Source organism: Streptomyces sp. NPDC041108 (assembly GCF_055592645.1).
Map to the genome: position 1 here is coordinate 1 of NZ_JBVIYK010000005.1, position 16,734 is coordinate 16,734.

The 16,734-nt window shown below is 73.6% G+C and carries 11 protein-coding genes; 3 read left to right on the forward strand and 8 right to left on the reverse strand.

Annotation, left to right across the window (positions count from 1 at the left end; genetic code table 11):
• A partial coding sequence (locus ACZ6BB_RS15735) for a phosphatase PAP2 family protein (protein ID WP_471615751.1) occupies nucleotides 1-336 on the forward strand: 336 nt, incomplete at its 5' end.
• 79 nt (nucleotides 337-415) lie between these two features.
• Here ACZ6BB_RS15735 and ACZ6BB_RS15740 read toward each other — a convergent pair.
• Nucleotides 416-1,651: a cytochrome P450 gene (locus ACZ6BB_RS15740; protein ID WP_471615752.1), complete on the reverse strand. Its 1,236-nt coding sequence runs from the start codon at nucleotides 1,649-1,651 to the stop codon at nucleotides 416-418.
• 224 nt (nucleotides 1,652-1,875) lie between these two features.
• Between ACZ6BB_RS15740 and ACZ6BB_RS15745 the strand changes: the two genes are divergently transcribed.
• Both ACZ6BB_RS15745 and ACZ6BB_RS15750 read left to right on the forward strand, forming a co-directional pair.
• On the forward strand, nucleotides 1,876-3,045 hold the full coding sequence (locus ACZ6BB_RS15745) for a steroid 3-ketoacyl-CoA thiolase (RefSeq protein ID WP_390803492.1): 1,170 nt from the start codon (nucleotides 1,876-1,878) through the stop codon (nucleotides 3,043-3,045).
• 504 nt (nucleotides 3,046-3,549) lie between these two features.
• On the forward strand, nucleotides 3,550-7,458 hold the full coding sequence (locus ACZ6BB_RS15750) for an nSTAND1 domain-containing NTPase (protein WP_471615753.1): 3,909 nt from the start codon (nucleotides 3,550-3,552) through the stop codon (nucleotides 7,456-7,458).
• A 56-nt stretch (nucleotides 7,459-7,514) separates the two neighbouring features.
• On the opposite strand, the gene ACZ6BB_RS15755 is transcribed toward ACZ6BB_RS15750, so the two are convergent.
• From ACZ6BB_RS15755 to ACZ6BB_RS15785, 7 genes are all read right to left on the reverse strand, one after another.
• Nucleotides 7,515-8,837 carry a patatin-like phospholipase family protein gene (locus ACZ6BB_RS15755; protein ID WP_471615754.1) on the reverse strand — a complete coding sequence of 441 codons (1,323 nt, stop codon included), beginning with the start codon at nucleotides 8,835-8,837 and terminating at the stop codon, nucleotides 7,515-7,517.
• Nucleotides 8,834-10,006: a ComEC/Rec2 family competence protein gene (locus tag ACZ6BB_RS15760; RefSeq protein WP_471615755.1), complete on the reverse strand. Its 1,173-nt coding sequence runs from the start codon at nucleotides 10,004-10,006 to the stop codon at nucleotides 8,834-8,836. The genes ACZ6BB_RS15755 and ACZ6BB_RS15760 overlap by 4 nt, the downstream gene beginning before the upstream one ends.
• 34 nt (nucleotides 10,007-10,040) lie before the next feature.
• On the reverse strand, nucleotides 10,041-11,840 hold the full coding sequence (locus tag ACZ6BB_RS15765; RefSeq protein ID WP_471615756.1) for a S8 family serine peptidase: 1,800 nt from the start codon (nucleotides 11,838-11,840) through the stop codon (nucleotides 10,041-10,043).
• 186 nt (nucleotides 11,841-12,026) lie between these two features.
• Nucleotides 12,027-12,437 carry an aggregation-promoting factor C-terminal-like domain-containing protein gene (locus ACZ6BB_RS15770; protein WP_471615757.1) on the reverse strand — a complete coding sequence of 137 codons (411 nt, stop codon included), beginning with the start codon at nucleotides 12,435-12,437 and terminating at the stop codon, nucleotides 12,027-12,029.
• Nucleotides 12,438-12,785: 348 nt separating this feature from the next.
• Nucleotides 12,786-13,715, reverse strand: coding sequence for an ECF transporter S component (locus ACZ6BB_RS15775; protein WP_471615758.1), 930 nt, complete (start codon nucleotides 13,713-13,715; stop codon nucleotides 12,786-12,788).
• A complete protein-coding gene (locus ACZ6BB_RS15780) occupies nucleotides 13,712-15,484 on the reverse strand; it encodes an ABC transporter ATP-binding protein (RefSeq protein WP_471615759.1) in 1,773 nt (590 codons plus the stop codon). Before ACZ6BB_RS15780 ends, ACZ6BB_RS15775 begins: the two co-directional genes overlap by 4 nt.
• On the reverse strand, nucleotides 15,481-16,734 hold the full coding sequence (locus ACZ6BB_RS15785; RefSeq protein WP_471615760.1) for an energy-coupling factor transporter transmembrane component T: 1,254 nt from the start codon (nucleotides 16,732-16,734) through the stop codon (nucleotides 15,481-15,483). The genes ACZ6BB_RS15780 and ACZ6BB_RS15785 overlap by 4 nt, the downstream gene beginning before the upstream one ends.

Below are 16,734 nucleotides of genomic sequence, written 5' to 3' on the forward strand. Positions count from 1 at the left end.
CAGTACGCGGCCATGCCGTCCCTGCACTTCGGCTGGTCGCTGTGGTGCGGGCTCACGATCGCGCTGGTCGCGCCCAGGGCGTGGATGAAGGTGCTGGGCCTGCTGCATCCCTTCCTCACCGTCCTGGCGATCGTGGCGACCGGCAACCACTGGGTCCTCGACGCGGCCGGCGGCGCGGTGGTGGTGGGCGCGGGCTTCGGCCTGACGTACCTCCTGACGGGGCCGAGGACCATCGTGCCCCGGCAGGAGCCCGGAGAACCGGATGAGCGCCCACGCGTGGACCGCGGCCTGTCGCCGGTCTCCCGGCAGAACGACGGAGGCAGGGGCGGGGCGTAGGGGGCTGCGCCCCTGCCTCCATCGGGACGGGCCGACGGCGCCGGGAGGCCGTCGGCCCGAGCACTGCGGGGCGAGGCCCTCAGGCCGTGGTCACCTGCAGGTGCTTGACTCCGTTGATCCATGCGGAGCGCAGCCGGCTCGGTTCGCCGGCCAGCCGGAGACCGGGCATCGCGTCGGCGATCGCGTTGAAGATCAGGTCGATCTCCAGGACGGCCAGGGACTTGCCGAGGCAGAAGTGCGGGCCTCCGCCGCCGAAACCGAGGTGGGGGTTGGGGTCACGGGTGATGTCGAAGGCGTCGGGGTCGGTGAAGACGTCCGGGTCGTGGTTGGCGGAGGCGTAGAAGATGCCGACGCGGTCCCCCTTCCTGATCCGCCGGCCGCCGAGTTCGAGGTCCTGGGTGGCGGTGCGCTGGAAGGCGTTGACCGGGGCCGCCCAGCGGACGATCTCCTCGGCCGCCGTCGCCGGCCGTTCGCGTTTGTAGAGGTCCCACTGGCCGGGGTGGGTGAGGAAGGCGTGCATGCCGTGGGTGATGGCGTTGCGGGTCGTCTCGTTGCCGGCGACCGCCAGCATCAGCACGAAGAAGCCGAACTCGTCGGAGGCGAGGTTCCCCTCGTCCTCGGCGGCCACCAGGGTGGTGACGATGTCCTTCGCCGGGCACTGCTTGCGGTCGGCGGCCATGTTCATGGCGTAGGCGATGAGTTCCATCGCCGACTGCTGGCCGACCTCCTCGGTGATCGCGTACTCCGGGTCGTCGTAGGAGATCATCCGGTTCGACCACTCGAAGATCCGGATGCGGTCCTCCTGCGGGATGCCGATCAGCTCGGCTATGGCCTGCAGGGGGAGTTCGCAGGCGACCTCGGTGACGAAGTCGAAGGGCCCGGCGTGGGCGCCGGCCTCCCGGGCGATGGCGAGGGCGCGGTGGCGCAGGTTGTCCTCCAGCGCGCGGATCGCCCGCGGGGTGAAGACGCGCTGCACGATCTGGCGGACCCGGGTGTGCTCCGGCGGGTCCATGTTCAGCAGGATCAGCCGCTGGGCGTCGATCGCGTCGCGCTCGATGTGCTCGTTGAAGCGGATGATCGCGGTGTTGACCGTCGAGGAGAACAACTCCGGGTGCGTGGAGACGTACTTGACGTCCGCGTGCCGGGTGACGGCCCAGTAGCCCTCGTCCGCGAAGCCCGCGATGCCGGGTGCCTGCGGAATCCAGTGGACCGGTTCCGTGCGGCGCAGTTCGGCGAACTCCGGGAGGGGGACACGGTGGTGCAGCAGGTCGGGGTCGGTGAAGTCGAACCCGTCGGGCAGCGCTGGACAGGGCATCGGCGACTCCTGACGGAGCATCAGACAGAGAGAATTGCGGTGACCGTAGTAACGGGTTCTACAACAAGCAAGGGGTACGGGCTTTTCAGTTGCCGCACGCCCCTTGCGGTGGCGGAGCCGCGCTCAGCAGACTGCTGAGGAGAACTAGAACGCGTACTAGTTCTGCGTGGCGGGCCGGGCCGGGACGCCCCGCGCCGCGCGGGTAACCGTTGAGAGGAATCCCCATGGCCGCGGAACCCGTGATCGTCGAAGCCGTACGCACCCCCATCGGCAGGCGCGGTGGCGCGCTCGCCAACCTGCACCCCGCCTACCTGCTGGGCGAGACCTACCGTGAACTCCTCGGTCGTACCGGCATCCCCGCCGACTGCGTCGAGCAGATCGTCGGCGGCACGGTGACCCACGCCGGCGAACAGTCCATGAACCCCGCGCGCACGGCCTGGCTGACCATGGGCCTGCCGTACGAGACGGCCGCGACCACGGTCGACTGCCAGTGCGGTTCCTCGCAGCAGGCCTCGCACATGGTGGCCAACATGGTCGCGGCGGGCGTCATCGACGTCGGGATCAGCTGCGGCGTCGAGGCCATGTCCCGGGTGCCGCTCGGGTCGGGGTCCAAGCACGGGCCCGGCAAGCCGTTCCCGGAGGAGTGGAACGTCGACCTGCCCAACCAGTTCGAGGCGGCGGAACGGATCGCCCGGCATCGGGGGCTCACCCGGGAGAACGTGGACGCGCTCGGGCTGCTCTCCCAGGAGCGGGCCGCCGCCGCGTGGGCCGAGGAGCGGTTCAAGAAGGAGACCTTCGCCGTCCAGGTGCCGACGACCGAGGCGGAGCAGGGGGCCGGGCAGGGCATGTGGCGGCTCGTCGACCACGACGAGGGGCTGCGGGACACGTCCGCGGAGGCGCTGGCCCGTCTGAAACCGATCATGCCGACGGCGGTCCACACGGCGGGCAACTCCTCGCAGATCAGCGACGGCGCGGCGGCGATCATGTGGGCCTCGAAGCGGATGGCTCGGGCGCTGAAGCTGCGGCCCCGGGCGCGGATCGTCGCCCAGGCGCTGGTCGGCTCCGACCCCCACTTCCACCTCGACGGACCGATCGACGCGACCAAGGCGGTGCTGGGGAAGGCGGGGATGTCGCTCAAGGACATCGACCTCGTCGAGATCAACGAGGCCTTCGCGTCGGTGGTGCTGAGCTGGGCGCAGGTCTTCGACCAGGACCTGGCGAAGGTGAACGTCAACGGCGGCGCGATCGCCCTCGGACACCCGGTGGGAGCGACGGGCGCGCGGCTCATCACGACCGCCCTGCACGAACTGGAGCGGACGGACAAGGAGTTCGCGCTGGTGACGATGTGCGCGGGTGGGGGGCTGGCGACGGGGACGATCATTCAGAGGCTGTGAGGCTGTGAGGCTGTGAGGCTGTGAGGCTGTGAAGCGGGGAGGGCGACGGTTCTGACGGGCTGGGGGCGAAGGTCTCCGGCTCGTGGGGCTGTGGCCGTGGGCTGTCCGGCCCCCGGGGCGGGGCGGCCGGTGGTTCGTGGCGGCGGACCGTGGCGCCAGGGGTGCGCGGTCTCGGAGCGCTGGCGCGGGCGGGGGCTGTCGGGGCCGGAGGCAGAGGTGGCCCTGCTGGTCGTCCCGCGGCCAGCAGGGCCTTCCCCCGTGCGGCCACGTCCCCCGTGCCGCCTCTTCCCCCGTGCGGCAGGTCTCCGTGCCGCCTCTTCCCCCGTGGCGGCCGGTCGCGCCGCCCTTTCCCCCGTGAGCGGCATGTCCCCCGTGGTCGTGCCGCTCCGTGCGTGGCCCCCGTACCGCCCACAGCACCGATTCCACCGGATCGCGCATTGTCAGGCAGGGGTGTCGAGCCTGCCAAACAATGGCCGGACGCCATCTCTCCGCTTAGGTGGCCGGATGCGTACGTTGGTTGTCCGGGACGGTACGGGTGTGGCGGAGGGGAACAGCGCGGTGGCGGGTCGTCGTGAGGTGCCGGTCGATCCGGGGGCCGGACCGGTGCAGCGGTTCGCGTTCGAGCTGCGGAAGCTGCGGACCGAGGCGGGCGGCCTCACCTACCGGGCGATGGCCACGCGCGCGGGCTACTCGATCACCACCCTCTCCCAGGCGGCCGGCGGAGAGCAGTTGCCCACGCTGCCGGTGGCCCTGGCCTTCGTCGGGGCCTGCGGAGGCGACCTCGCGGAGTGGGAGAGCCGCTGGCACCGGGCGGTCGAGGAGGCCGCCACGTTCGACCCGGAGAACGAGGGGGCGGAAGCGGAACCGCCGTACCGCGGGCTGGCCAGGTTCGAGACCGGCGACAGCGGGCTCTTCTTCGGCCGGGACCGCCTCACCGCCGAGCTGGCCGGACTGCTGAGCCGCCGCAGGTTCGCGGCCGTCTTCGGTCCGTCGGGGATCGGCAAGTCCTCCCTGCTGCGCGCCGGTCTGATACCCCTCCTCAGGGAGTCGAGGGAGTCGAGGGAGTCGAGGGAGTCGAGGGAGTCGAGGGAGTCGAGGGAGTCGAGGGAGTCGAGGGAGTCGAGGGAGTCGAGGGAGCAGGGCCGCCGGCTGTCCGGGATCCGGATCCTGACGCCCGGCGACCAACTGGCCCGCACTCACGAGCTGCTCCGGGAGGCGAGCGCTCCGGGCGATTCCAGCGCCGCCGGCGACACCCTCGTGGTCGTCGACCAGTTCGAGGAGGTCTTCACCCTCTGCCACGACACGGCCGAACGGACCCGGTTCATCGACCTGTTGCTCACCGCCCGCGATCCCGGGAGCCGGCTGCGCGTCCTGATCGCCGTGCGCGCGGACTTCTACGGCCGCTGCGCCGAACACCGCGAGCTGGCCGCGGCGCTGGGGGACGCCAACCTGCTGGCCGGGCCGATGAGTCCGGCGGAGCTGCGCGAGGTCGTCGTCAAGCCCGCCGCGGCCGCCGGACTGACCGTGGAGCGGGCCCTGACCACACGGCTGGTCGAGGAGATCACCGACGCGCCCGGCGGTCTGCCGCTGCTGTCCCACGTACTGCTGGAGACCTGGCGGCGCCGCAGGGGCAAGACGCTGACCCTCGCCGGGTACGAGGCGGCCGGTGGCCTGGACGGGGCCATCGCCAAGACCGCCGAGGACGTGTACGGCCGGTTCACCGAGGCCCAGGCGGTGACGGCCCGCCGGGTGCTGCTGCGGCTGATCTCCCCCGGCGACGGCACGCCCGACACCCGCAGGCCCGCCGACCGGGCCGAGCTGGAGGCCACGGGCACCGGCCGGGAGGAGGTCGCCGAGGTCCTGGAGGCCCTGACCCGGGCCCGCCTGCTCACCCTCGACGGCCCGGCCGTCGACCTCGCCCACGAGGCGCTCATCACGGCCTGGCCCCGGCTGCGCGGCTGGATCGAGGAGGACCGGGACCGTCTGCGGGCCCACCGGCAGCTGACCGAGGCGGCCCGCGCCTGGGAGGAACTGGGCCGCGACGCCGGCGCGCTGTACCGGGGGAGCCGGCTCGCCACGGCACGGGAGTACTTCGGCGGGCCGCGCCACACCGACGACCTGACCGACCGCGAAGCCGCGTTCCTCGCCGCCGGCATCTCCGCCCTCGACCAGGAGGAACGCGCCCGCGCGCGGACCACCCGCCGGCTCCGCGTCCTCGTCGGCTCCCTCGCCTGCCTCCTCGCCCTCGCGCTCACCGCGACCGCCGTCGCCTACTGGCAGCGCCGCAGCGCCCTGGACGCCCAACGGGACGGCCTCTCCCGTCAGTTGGCCGCCCAGTCCGCCGCGCTGCTGGACAGCGACACCGATCTCGCCTCGCTGCTGGCCATCAAGGCGTACCGGACGAGCCCCACCCGCGAGGCCACACGGAGCCTGTACGCCGCCGCGGCCGTACCCCTGGAGCACCGGCTGACGGGACACACCGCGACCGTGTCGGCCCTGGCCTACAGCCCCGACGGCAGAACCCTCGCCAGCGGAGCCTTCGACGGCACGGTACGGCTGTGGGACCCGGCGACCGGCCGTACCCGGAAGGTGTTCGGCGGCCGTGCGGACCAGGACACCCCCGCGTTCGTCCGCACCCTGGCCTTCGGCCCGGACGGCAGGACCCTCGCCACCGGCGGCAGCGACGAGGCGCGGCTGTGGAACCCCGACACCGGGCGCGTCCGGGCCTCGGTCGCCGTCCGTGAGCCCGACGACGACAACATGGCGGCGGTGGGCTTCGACGGCGACGGGCGCGCGCTGGCCGTCACGGAGAGCGGGCAGGTGCTGGACGTGGCCGGCGGCCGCGTCACGACCACGCTCCGGGGGCCCACCGGTCTGGAGATGGCGGTCGCGTTCGGTCCCGACGGACGCACCCTCGCCACCAGCGTCCGGGACCACACCGCGCAGCTGTGGGACCTGGAGACCGGTCGCGTGCTGTTCACCCTCAGGAGCGCCACGGGAGTGGTCAGTTCACTGGCCTTCGACCGCGCCGGGAAGACCCTGGCCACCGGCACCGAGGACGGCACCGTCCATCTGTGGAACGTGGCCGACGGCAGACAGCGGACCACGCTCACCAGCGCCAGCAGCCGCGTGGAGTCCATGGCGTTCGCCCCGGACGGCAGGACCCTGGCCGCCGGCAGCTACGACGGCACGGTACGCCTGTGGGACCTCGCCACCGGACGGGCCCGCACCACCCTCACCGGCCACACCAGCCCCGTGATGTCGGTGGCGTTCAGCCCCGACGGGGACCGGCTGGCGACGGGCGACGAGGCCGGCAGCTTCGGCGGCGGCGACGTCGGGGTCCGGCTGTGGAAGGTGGGCACGGACCGCCCCCGCGCCACGCTGGACGTCCCCGGCGGAGACCTGCAGTCGGTGGCCTACGGCCCCGACGGCGACACCATCGCCACCAGCAGCGTCGAAACGACGGTGCGCGAGGGGAGGACCCGTGGTGTGATCCGGCTGTGGGACGCGGACACTCGCCGTCCGCGGGGCACCCTCGCCGACGGGCTGACCGGCGGCGGACCGGTTCTCTTCAGTCCCGACGGCAGGACCCTGGCCGTCACCGAACGCTCCCGGGGACAGCTGTGGGACGTCGCCACCCGTCGCATCCGGACCACGTTCCCGGTCCGGTTCGTCAACGGGATGGCGTTCAGCCCCGACGGAAGGACGCTGGTGACGGTGGGCGAGGGACTCGTGCTGTGGGACGTCCGCACCGGGCGCCCGCGGGCCGAACTCCCCGAGGCCGAGGAGGGCTCGCCACTGGCGTTCAGCCCCACGGGAGACGTCTTCGCCACCACCGGGAGCGGGGACGCAGAGATCCGGCTCCGTGACCCGGCCACCGGGCGGGTCCGGTCCACGCTCGGCGAACCCCGCAGCAGCGTCTCGCCGAGGACGGCGAAGGGCGGCCCGCCCCCCTTCTTCCGGCAGGTGGAGGCGATGGCCTTCAGCCCGGACGGCCGTACGCTCGCCTCCGCCGACTCCGACGGCACGGTACGGCTGTGGAACACCGGCACCGGACACCTCGACGCCACGCTCACCGTCAGCCTCACGGAGGGCCCCGCCGAGCTGGCGTTCAGCCCCGACGGCCGTACGCTCGCCACGGTCGGCGGCGGCGCGGTGCGGCTGTGGGACACCGCCACGAGGTACGCGCGCGCGAGCTTCCCCGACGGGGGCGGCGCGGTGCGGCCGGCGTTCAGCCCCGACGGCCGCACCCTCGCCGTCGGCGACCGCCGCGACCGCCTGAGCCTGTGGGAGGTGGACCTGCCGCTCCCGGCCGAGGCGGTCACCGGCATCTGCCGGGCGGTCCACCGCGACCTCACCCGGCAGGAGCGGGCGCTGTACCTGCCGGACGGGGAGCCGGGCCGGGTGTGCTGAACCCGGGGTGTGCTGAACCCGGGGTGGGCGGGGCGCCGGGGCCGTGTCGAGGGCGCTCACAGCTCCGGTGGGTCGAGGGCCGTCAGGTCGGACGGGAGCAGCCCGGGGTGGTAGGCGGCGAGAGCGGCGCCGCCGAGCCACCAGCCCCGGTGGATCAGGGCCCGGCACAGGGACGGGCTGAGACGGTCGAAGACGGTGGGGACGAGGGCGAGGTCGCGGCCGTCGTGCGTGCGGTGTTCCGGGAAGGCCGCGCGCCAGCGGCGCGGGAGCGGGTCCGCGGCCGGGAAGTCCGTGGAGAGCTGGACCAGGATGCCCCGGCGGGCCCCGGCGGGGAGTTCGCCGACGGGGCCGAGCGCCGCGGCGCGCTGGAAACGCTCGATCGTGGCCCGGGTGCGGAGCGTGGTGCTCTGGCGGTAGAGGAGCGAGTTGGCCCTCGCCAGGTCGCGGATCACCGGGACGCGGCCGTACATGCCGGGACGCAGCAGGCCGCCCGCGTTGAGGGCGCACAGGAACGTATGGCGGTAGCGGTCGCTGTCGATGGCTTCCAGGCCGGTGTTGTCGTAGGTGCCGCCGTCCAGGAGGGCCGGGTCGTGGCCCGCGCAGGGGAAGGGGGAGCCGTCGAGGACCACGGGCGGGAGGAGTCCGGGCACGGCGGCCGAGGCCGAGACGGCGCGGCTGAGGCGCAGGCCCGTGCCCGCCGTGCGGGCGAGACCGATGGAGTAGTCGCCGTACACGTCGCGTTCGAAGGTGAAGCGGACGCCGGTGGTCATGTTGGCGGCGTTGACGATCCAGCGGACCTGGGGGTCCAGGTCCGCCAGCTCGGTTCCGCCGAGGAACCAGTCGTCGAGGCGCCGGGCCAGCAGGTCGGTGCGGGTGGTGGGGCCGAGGGTGCGCCAGATGTCGCGCAGCAGCGAACGCTTGAGGGAGTGGGCGCAGACGTGGTCGACGACCGGGGCGGTCACCAGCTCGTCCACGGCTCGCGGGGTGAAGTTCCGCTCCCGCAGGGCCGGCCAGGCGGTGGCCAGGCATGCGTTCGCTATCGAGCCGCCGGACACGGACGACGAGTAGCGCAGGTGGCGGAGCAGCCCGGCGTCGGCCAGCAGACGGACGAAACCCAGGGCGGAGAGCGTGGCGCGGAAGCCTCCGCCGGAGAGGGCGAGGGCGACCGGGGTGCCGGTGGCGGGCGGCGGTTCGGCCGGGCGGAGCGGGTCCCCGCAGGGGCGGGCGGTCAGGCCGGTGCCGAGGGCGGGGGAGTCGACGGCCCAGGACGGGCCGTCGGACGGGCCGGTGCGCGCCGCGGGGGAGGGGGCGGCGTCCGGCGGTGCGGGGTGGGGGGCGGGTCGCGTGAAGGTGTCCTGCGCGTGCCGGGACTTGGTCATGGCCGGTCTCCCATCGTGATGACGAGCGCCTGGTCGGCGGGGCCCCTGACATCGACCTCGAAGGCCCGGTCCGCCCGCAGTTCCGCCAGCGCCTCCTCGGCGAAGGGGATGTGGTTGGTGAGGTGGACGACGTACTCGTCCTCGGGCGCGCGGGACTCGACGAGCCACCGCAGGGTGTCCTCGCCCGGGTGGTGGTGGCGGACGCCGTCGGCCGAGATGACGTAGTGGTCGGCCCGGATCCGCTCGAAGAAGTCCGGCTCCACGTTGCGGTCGCTGCCGTGGTGCGGGAGCTTCAGCAGGCCGACGTGGAACGGGGCGGCGTCGTCGAGCAGGTCGAGGGCGCGCAGCCCGGCGAGGACGTGGTCGCCGCGGGCGTCGCCCGTGAGCAGGGCGGTGCCGTCCGCGTGCCGCAGGAGCAGCACGATGCTGGAGAGGTTCGGCACCGAATCGTCCGCGTAGGCCGCCGAGATGACCTCCGGGTCGCCGCGCTTTCTCGCCTCGTGCCACTTCTCCGCCAGCTCGGCCAGCGCGCCCTCGTCCGGCGCGACGACCGTGACGTCCAGGTCGTGCAGGGTGGCCTCGGCACCCTCGGTGAGGGGGCCGCGGAAGGGGGCGTTGCCGTCTAGGCGCAGGGCGACGGCCGCGTCGCGGATGTCCCGGCCCTGGTTGTAGCTGGCGGTCACCGCCGCCTCGGAGGCGGCGGCGCGTTCGAGGAGCGGGTGGACGGAGGCGCTCAGGCCGGGAGCGTGCCGGTCGACCAGCTCCTCCACGGCGTTGAACCACAGTGCGTCCACCTCGTACGGCAGGGCCTCACCGTCCTGCTGGGCCTGCCGCATGTCCCGGAAGAGGCGGACGAGTCCGCCCGCGTGGTCGTCGTCGACGTGGGAGAGGCAGACGACGTCGAGGTGGGGAGGGGAGCCGTCGCGCGGGGGGTCGTGCGCGGGCGGGTCGCCGCCCCGGCCGGCGCGGTCCCCGTCCGGGCCGGTGAGCCGGTGCAACCGGCCCTGGAGGGAGGCCCGGTAGACACCGGCCGGGCCGCCGTCGACGAGCATGACCCGTTCGTCGTCCGGGCCGCGCCCCTTCTCGGGGGCCTGTCCGTCCTGCTCCGCGCCCCAGCGGACGAGGAAGCAGTCGCCGTGGCGGGCGTCGAGGAAATCGAAGGTCAGCATGGTCGCCTGCCTCGCCGGACCGGTGGCTCGGCCGTCACACGGACTGCATGGCGCGCAGCACGTCGACGAGCCCATGGCCCTGGAAGTCGCGTTCACGGGCGAGGTCGGTCGCCGTCGCGCAGAGGATCTCCTTCACGCGCTCGGGGCGGCCGAGCAACTCGCGGTAGCGGGCCAGCAGCATGGCCGCTGCCCCGCTGACGTGTGCCGCCGCCTGGCTGGTGCCGTGCATGGCGGCGATACCCTCGCCGGGGATCGGTCCGTCGATGTCCTCCCCCGGCGCCACCAGATCGGGTTTGGGCCGTCCGTCGCCGGTGGGACCACGGCTGGAGAAGTAACTGACGCCGTGGCGGTGCGGATTGCTGCGGTGGGTGGAGCCGACCGTGATGACCGACTCCGCGTTGCCGGGATCGGAGATGCTGATGTCCTGGAAGCCGGTGCCCAGCGTGCGTACGGCCCCGGTGAATCCGGCGTTCCCGGCCGCCGTCACCACGACCACCCCCGACCGGGTCAGCCGGTCGCACTCGACGCACACCGGTGTCCACCCCGTGGAGTGGGTGGCGACGTCGTGCGGCACCGACAGACTGAGGTTGACCCCGGCGATGACGAACCGCCCGGCCTGTTCGTTGATGTGACGGATCGCCTGCAGCGCGGTGACGATGGAGAACTCGTCGCCCTCGCCTTCGTCGTTCAGCACCCGGAAGTCGTACAGCCGGATGCGTGGACAGATGCCCCTGAACTCCAGCTCCGGCCACCACCCGCCGATGATCCCGGCGATGTGCGTGCCGTGCTGGTCGCCCGGTGGTACGTAGGGGTCCGGCTGACCCGGGGCGGGCGGGCCGGGGGCCGGGCCGCTCTCCACGGACGGCAGGGCGGCCGACCAGTTCACCAGCCCGTTGACCAGTGCGTCGTCCGGGAGTTTCGCCCGTACGCAGGTGAAGTCGAAGGAGCGGGCGATGCGCGACTCCAGTCTGCGCGGCGGTGTGGCGGCGGTGTCCCACTCGTGGAACGCCGAGTGCCGCGCGTCGATGCCGCTGTCCACGACGGCCCAGCCGATGGAGGCGCTGTCCACCGAGAACACCTGCTCGGCGGCGTCGGCTTTGATGGTCCGCCGGGACCGTACGACCGCGCGGGTGGCCCGGCGGTTCGTCGTCACGGAGACCACGGGGTACTTCTGCCGCCGGTCGACGACCTGTCCGACCGGGCTGTGGGCGCCCCGCACCGGATACACGTCCGGGAGGGCCTCGGCCAGCATGCGGACGAGCACGCCGGTGACGTCCCGTTCGCGCGGACGCCCGCCCGCGTCCGCCACCACCCTCGCCAACAGGTTGAGGAACCAGGTGAGTTGCCGGCCGCGTTCCTGCCGGCGCCGCATGTTGTCGTGGATCTCGCTGGTCGCCGGTGCCCGGATGTGCCCCCGCAGTGCCGCGTCGATCCCCTCCGCGCCGCTCTCGACGGCGAGTTCGTGGGCGACCCGCACCACCCCGGCGAGACTGGTCAACGGCAGCAGCGCCGTCACCAGTTCCTCCAGCGTCAGCTGCGCCACGACGAAGCTCCCGGCCGCGACCGGCCGGGCCGCCTCCGTCAACCGCAGCCCCTGCAGGCGTTCCAGGGCCCGCTCGACCCCGTACTCCTCGCGGACGGCGAGGATCAGATCCTGCCGGTACGAGGAGGAGGACGAGGCCGAGGGTGAGGACGGTGGCGTCGGCGGGGGAGTCGGCGGCGGTTCGGCGAAGGCCAGCCACACGTCGAAGTGCACGGGACAGTCGGTCGCCCAGAGGACGGGGACGGGACCCGTTCCGTAGAACACCGCCAGGAGTTCCGATCGGTCCATCATGGCTCCCGATGCGCAGGGCGTGGGAGGGACTTCAGGGACTCCCTCCATTCTCCGCCCCGGCCCCGGCCCCCGCATCCGGGACCGACACGACGAAGAAAGCGGCGGCCCCGGGGATCGGGGGCCGCCGCCTTCGGTCCGGTTCGGCCGGTTCGGTAGGTTCGGCCGGGTGGAGCGAGTCGTGCCGGATCAGTACCAGTTGTTGGCCTGCCAGAAGTTCCACGCGCCACAGGGGCTGCCGTAGCGGTCCTTCATGTAGTCCACGCCCCACTTGATCTGGGTGGCGGCGTTGTTCTTCCAGTCGGAGCCCGCGGAGGACATCTTCGAGCCGGGGAGCGCCTGGACCAGGCCGTAGGCGCCGGAGGACGCGTTCGTCGCGTGGATGTTCCAGTCGCTCTCGTGGTCGACGATGTGGGAGAAGCACGTGTACTGGGCCGAGTTCCCGATCATCTTCTTCGCGACAGCCTGTGCCTGGGAGGCCTCCGACGCGGCCTGGGCGGGCGCGGCGGCGAGCAGCGCACCCGTGGCGGCAGCGGCCAGGGTGACACCGGCGAGGGCCTTCTTCGGGGAGGCGATGCGGCGGAGAGCGGAGCGGGTCACGGGGATCCTTTTCTACGGGGACATGGTCGTCGCGGGCATGCCTTCACCACGCGGTGTGCGGTGGGGGCGTACGTCGGCGCCGAGGCCCGGGTGGGCTCGTCGGCGCCGTGCGACTCATCCAGAGAAACAGCCCGAGCGGACGTCCGCAATGACCCCTTTTGCTAGTTGTGGTCGTATCCGCGTCGAGAGCCCCGTCTGTGACGTGGCTCTCATTGCGCAGGTCAGCGGGCATTTCCTCATGCGCATGCCATGAACTTCGATCTACGACCCCGGTTCGTATGTGATGTGGGCCCTGTGGGGTGGTTCACGGCTCGTGCGACGGACGGTGAGCCTCGCTGCGCGGAGCGTTCACCGGGAGGGCGGGCTGAACGTGACCGCGCTCTCGAACGCGGCCCTGCGGGTGGCCCGGCGCAGCGCCTTCAGCAGCGGGGTGCCGAGGGTGAGGGTCAGGGCGGCGGTGACGACCGCGCGGCCCAGGTCCCAGCCGAGGGACGTGGCCAGGCAGTACGCGAGGAAACGGGCGAGGTTCGCGGCCGGGTCCGCCGACGCGTCGAAGGCGATGTTCGAGGCGAGTGTGTCGATGAAGGGCCAGCCGTACAGGTTCATGACCGTGCCGTACGCGAAGGCGGCGACGAAACCGTACACGGCGAGCAGGGCGAGTTCGCCGCGGCCGCGCAGGCGGTGCGCGCCCGGCAGCAGCCCGGCCCCCATCGCGAACCATCCCATCGACAGCATCTGGAACGGCAGCCACGGCCCCACGCCCCCGGTGAGCAGCGCGGACGAGAACATCGTCACCGCTCCGAGGGTGAACCCGAAGCCGGGGCCGAGGACCCGGCCGCTGAGCACCAGGAGGAAGAACATGGGCTCGATGCCGGCCGTTCCGGCCCCGATGGGGCGCAGCGCGGCGCCGGTCGCCGCGAGCACGCCGAGCATCGCCACGGCCTTCGCGCCCAGCCCGGCCTCCGAAAGCGTCGCGCCGACGACCCCGACCAGCAGGACGAGCAGCCCCGCGAACAGCCAGGGCGCGTCCTGCGCGTGCGCGGTGACCCGCGATCCGGGGTCCGCGAAGAAGGGCCAGCCGAAGGCCGCCGCGCCGACGAGGCTGACGAGGAGGAGGGCGGCCACGGTGCGGGGGGAGAGGGGGACGGGGCGGGGGTTCTTCGGCCTCGGGGTCGGGGTCGGGGTCGGCCTCAGGGCCGGGTCCGGGTCCGGGTTCGGAGCCGGCCTCGGATCCGGGTGGGCGGAGGTGTGGGGGTTCGTGGGGGAGGGGCCGCTCATGGCTGTTCCTCGGAGTGGGGCGGGACGGCTCGCAGGGCGCCGCGCACCTGCGTCGTGGTCAGCCATGTCTGGGGCGCGAGGATCTTCGTGACCTGCGGGGCGAAGGACGGGGAGCCGACGACGACCTCGGAGGTCGGGCCGTCGGCCACGATCTCGCCGTCGGCGAGGATCACGACGCGGTGGGCCAGCTCGGCGGCCAGTTCCACGTCGTGGGTGGCCAGGACGATCGCGTGGCCGGCCGCGGCGAGCGCACGCAGGGTCGTGACCAGGCGGGACTTGGCCGCGTAGTCGAGGCCACGGGTCGGCTCGTCGAGGAGCAGCAGCGGTGGGCGGGCCGTGAGGACGACCGCGAGCGCGAGGGCCAGCCGCTGCCCCTCCGACAGATCCCGGGGGTGCGTACCGTCCCCGACCCCGGGCAGCAGCTCCGAGACGAGCTCCCGGCACGTGCCCGGCTCCGCCCCCGCGTCCCGGTCGGCCGCCGAGCACTCCGCCGCGACCGTGTCGGTGTAGAGGAGGTCGCGGGGCTCCTGCGGTACGAGCCCGACCCGGCGTACGAGATCCCCGGGCGCCGTCCGGTGCGGGACCAGCCCGCCCACCCGCACCGAACCGGCCGCCGGTTCCACCAGTCCGACCAGGGCCGCGAGCAGCGTGGACTTTCCGGCGCCGTTGCGGCCCATGAGGGCGATCGTCTCGCCGGGGGTGACGGTGAGGTCGATGTGGGCGAGGGCATGGACATGGCCGCGGTGGACATCGAGGGCCGCGACGGCCGCCGGTGTGCTGGGCAGGGGGAGGGGGTGGGGGGCGGCGTGCCTGCCGAGGAGACGCCGGAGCAGGGGGAGCTTCGGCGCCGGGAAGAGTTCGGGAGCGTCGGTGAGACGCGGGGCGCGGGTGGCGTGTGGCTGATCTCGCGGTTCCCCGCGGCCCTGAAGGGCGCATGCGGCGTCCGGCGTCAGCGTCGCGAGGCGTTCCCGCAGCGGGCCTGCCGCGCGGCGTGCGGCGCGGACGGTCAGGGGGAGGGGGGACCAGCCGGCCGCCCGGCCCAGGTCCACCACCGGCGGGTAGACCGGGGAGACCGCCATCACCTCGGCCGGGGTGCCGAGGACCGGCGGGGCGCCGGGGGCCGGGAGGAGGGCGACCCGGTCGGCGTACTGGACGACGCGCTCCAGGCGGTGCTCGGCCATGAGCACGGTGGTGCCGAGGTCGTGCACGAGCCGCTGGAGAACGGCCAGGACCTCCTCTGCGGCGGCCGGATCCAGTGCGGAGGTCGGCTCGTCGAGGACGAGCACCCGCGGGTGCGGGGTGAGGACGGACCCGATGGCGACGCGCTGCTGCTGGCCGCCGGAGAGCGTGGCGATGGGCCGGTCGCGGAGACCGGCGAGCCCCAGCAGGTCGAGCGTCTCCTCCACCCGCCGCCGCATCACGTCCGGAGCGATCCCCAACGACTCCATCCCGTAGGCGAGTTCGTCCTCGACGGTGTCGGTCACGAAGTGCGACAGCGGATCCTGCCCCACGGTGCCGACCACGTCGGCGAGTTCACGCGGTCGGTGCGTACGGGTGTCCCGTCCGGCCACCGTGACCCGGCCGCGCAGGGTGCCGCCGGTGAAGTGCGGCACGAGTCCGCTCACCGCGCCGAGCACCGTCGACTTGCCCACGCCCGACGGCCCGACGAGCAGCACGAGTTCACCCTCCAGGACTTCGAAGTCCACGCCCCGGACGGTGGGTTCGGCCGCTCCGTCGTACGTCACGGAGACATCCTCGAAGCGGATCACGCGGGTTCCTTCGTCGGTGGGGCGGTGGTCGGCGGGGAGCCGGGCCGGGTGGCCCTCGGCGGGGCGGGCACGACGAACGCGGGCAGCAGACCCAGCAGGACGGCGGCGGCCGGCCGGAGGGGGAGGTCCGGGGAGGTCGGGGGGACGACGGTGGGGTGCAGGGCGGCGGAGTCGTACGCGGCGAGGACGATCAGCAGCACGGCGACGGCGATGCCGGAGCCGGCCACCAGCCAGGCGCGCACGCCCCACGCGTCCGGCCGGTAGCGGGTGCGCGGCGAGCGCCGGCCGCCCAGCCGCAGGCCCGTGAGCGCGGCGGCCAGTCCGGTGAGCAGGACGGGGAGGCCGTAGGTGCCGCCCTCGGCGGTCAGTACGCCGTACGTTCCCGCGCACACGCCGAGGAGCCCGCCGAGGGTGAGCGCGGCGGTCGTACGGCGGACCGGGGCGGGGACCCGAGCGGTACGGCCGTAGCCGCGCGCGTCCATCGCGGCCGCCAGCGCGACCGACCGCTCCAACGCGCCCTCCAGCACCGGCAGTCCGACCTGCAGCAGCCCCCGCACGCCCCGGTCCGGCCGCCCGCGCAGGCGTCGCGCGGACCGCAACCGCTGGACGTCCGCCACCAGATGCGGCGCGAACGTCATCGCCACCACCACCGTGACGCCCGCCTCGTACAGGGCGCCCGGGAGGGACTTGAGCAGCCGCGCCGGGTTCGCGAGGGCGTTGGCGGCGCCGACACAGATCAGCAGGGCGGCCAGCCGCAGCCCGTCGTACAGCGCGAACAGCACCCCCTCCGTCGTGACCCGGCCGCCCAGCCGGATGCCCTGCGACCAGGCGGGGAGCGGCACTTCGGGCAGGGTGAACAGGGTGTGCGTACCGGGGACGGGCGAGCCCAGCACGACCGCGAAGCCCAGCCGGACGACCAGAACGGCCAACCCCAGCTTCACGAACGCGGCGTACGACCGGGCCCAGGGCGCGTCGGTCCGGTGCGTGGCCACGACATACCCGGCGACCGCGACGAGGAGGCAGAGCAGCAGGGGGTTCGTGGTCCGGGACGCGGCGACCCCCAGCCCGAGCGCCCACGACCACCAGGCGAGGGCATGCACACCGGCCCCCCGGACCGCGGGCCGGCCCCCGAGCGCCCGCACCGCGAAACCGTCCGTCCGCCGCGCCGCGGGGCCGGTCGCCTGTCCCGCCGAGTCGCGGGACCGACCTCCGGCCGACTCCGCCTCGGGGCGTCCCGAGAACCACCGCAT